Genomic DNA, 2,312 nt, shown 5'->3' with positions numbered 1-2,312 from the left:
TTTGAGCTAAGGCGAGGCAACGCTGTACTGGTTTTTGTTAATCCACTATAAAAAACCGCCCTATCGGATAAGCCGCTTGACTGAAAAGGCTTTACCCGCGCCGTATCGGAACACGTCCTCTAAAATACAATCCGTTGAATTGAAACAAATATAAAAACATTCGACCACAAAAACGGCAGCGCATCATTTGACAAAGAATGACAATATAGGTTACAAACCGATTTTCATACAAAAAACACCGCCGCCGTCCGCATCCGTTTCAGACGGCATTGAGAGAAAATCTTTTAGGAGAACCTTTATGTCCCGGCATCCCGCCCCCACCGGAGAAAAAACATTCTTCGGCCACCCCTTCCAGCTTTCCACCCTCTTCCATATCGAATTGTGGGAACGTTTTTCATTTTACGGAATGCAGGGCATCCTGCTGATTTACCTCTACTACACCGCCGACAAAGGCGGCTTGGGCATAGACAAAACCCTCGCCGGCGGCATTGTCGGCGCATACAGCGGCAGCGTGTACCTGTCCACCATTTTGGGCGCATGGTTTGCCGACCGCGTATGGGGTGCGGAAAAAACCCTCTTCCTCTCGGGCATCGTCGTGATGCTCGGACACATCGTCCTTGCCGCAGCACCCGGCCTGTACGGCCTTTTAATCGGGCTGATATTCATCGCATTGGGCAGCGGCGGTGTGAAATCTACAGCCAGTTCAATGGTGGGCGCATTATACGAACAAGACGAAATGCGCCCGCTGCGCGATGCGGGATTTTCCATTTTCTACATCGCCATCAATATCGGCGGCTTCCTAGGCCCGCTGCTGACCGGCCTGCTGCAGGAAAACATCGGTTTCCATTATGGTTTCGGCGCGGCGGCGGTCGGTATGGCATTCGGCTTGTGGCGTTATTCCTTGGGACGTAAAAACCTGCCCCACCCCACCGTCCCCCATCCGCTTTCAAAAGGACAGGGCAAAACTGCGGCCGCCGTCGGCATCGTCCTCATCGCCGCACTTGCAACCGCCATCAAAACCGGGCTTGTCAACCTCGACAATTTCTCCGGCATCCTATTATCTACCGTCATCCTTGCCGTCATCGTCTATTTTACCCGGCTGCTGACCAACCCCCGCGTCAGTTCCGACAACAAGCGGCACATCATCGCCTACATCCCGCTTTTCCTGACCATCTGTATGTTTTGGGCGGTCTGGTTTCAGATTTACACCGTGGCAACCGTCTATTTCGACGAAACCGTCAACCGCACCATCGGTTCGTTTACCGTGCCCGTCGCCTGGAAAGATTCCATGCAAAGCCTGTGGGTCATCCTGTTTTCCGGACTGATGGCGGCAATGTGGACAAAAATGGGGCGCAAACAGCCCAAAACCCCGCTGAAATTCGCTATGGCGGTATTTGTTACCGGCGCGTCGTTTTTGGGATTCGTCCCCTTTATTTCCGCCGGCACGCCGATGCCTATTGCGGTTTTCGCACTGATCGTCCTCGCCATCACGATAGGCGAACTGATGATTTCCCCGATTGCGCTGTCCATTTCCACCAAAATCGCACCGCCTTTATTCAAAACCCAAATGGTCGCCCTTAATTTCCTTGCCTTTTCATTAGGCTTCACTTTAGGCGGCGTATTGTTTGAAAAAGGCTATCAGGTGGGCGACGAAATCGGCTTCTACCGGCTGCTGTTCTACATCGGCGCAGCCACAGGCTTCCTGCTGCTCCTGCTCGTCCCCAAATTGAACAAAATGCTCGAAGGCACAGACTAAGTCCCGCCCCGATGCGCCGATGCCGTCTGAACCCTTCAGACGGCATTTTTCCGCATAATGAAGCCAAACCGTACCCGCGCACCTCAAACGGATAACTCAAACAGATCATCACGGCAAAGTGGGGCAACGCCATACCGGTTTCAATTCCCCCTATATGGCGCGCTTCATCAAAAGGGCGCGTTACTTTTCCGAACCGCCCCTTTTAACAACCGAGTGCAAGGGCAAAATATATAAAGGCTTTTTTATGCGAACGCAAGCAAATATTTTATTGTTTTTATTAAATAATTTTTAAAATATTCAGTCTCTGCGTTTTGCCTTGCCATAAACTCAGGACAGGCTTCCGCCTACCCTGAAATAACCGCCCCGACAACTGGTCGGAGCCTGCCGATTGTCATTTGAATAACGCAAGGGAAAGCCGTTGATTTCCGTTTGTATGGAAACAGTTTGGTTTCATTGGAAAAAGGCATTTTGTCCGACTAAATGAGTGCTGCATCAACGAAATATATAGTGGATTAACAAAAATCAGGACAAGGCGACGAAGCCGCAGACAGTACAA

The 2,312-nt window shown here is 51.1% G+C and carries 1 protein-coding gene; it reads left to right on the top strand.

What is annotated here, in order from left to right; all coding sequences use genetic code 11:
• Positions 1-298 precede the first annotated feature (298 nt).
• On the top strand, positions 299-1,756 hold the full coding sequence (locus tag KEM39_RS11140; RefSeq protein ID WP_211710048.1) for an MFS transporter: 1,458 nt from the start codon (positions 299-301) through the stop codon (positions 1,754-1,756).
• Positions 1,757-2,312: the final 556 nt, after the last annotated feature.

Origin of the sequence: Neisseria sp. Marseille-Q1983, assembly GCF_018224585.1 — a bacterium.
GTDB lineage: Bacteria > Pseudomonadota > Gammaproteobacteria > Burkholderiales > Neisseriaceae > Neisseria > Neisseria polysaccharea.
The sequence above is the reverse complement of the archived record's forward strand: the minus strand, read 5'-3'. Positions and strand labels throughout refer to the sequence as shown.

Coding starts and splice junctions, on each gene's coding strand:
- KEM39_RS11140 (WP_211710048.1), top strand. CDS start 299: ATGTCCCGGCATCCCGCCCCCACCGGAGAAAAAACATTCTTCGGCCAC.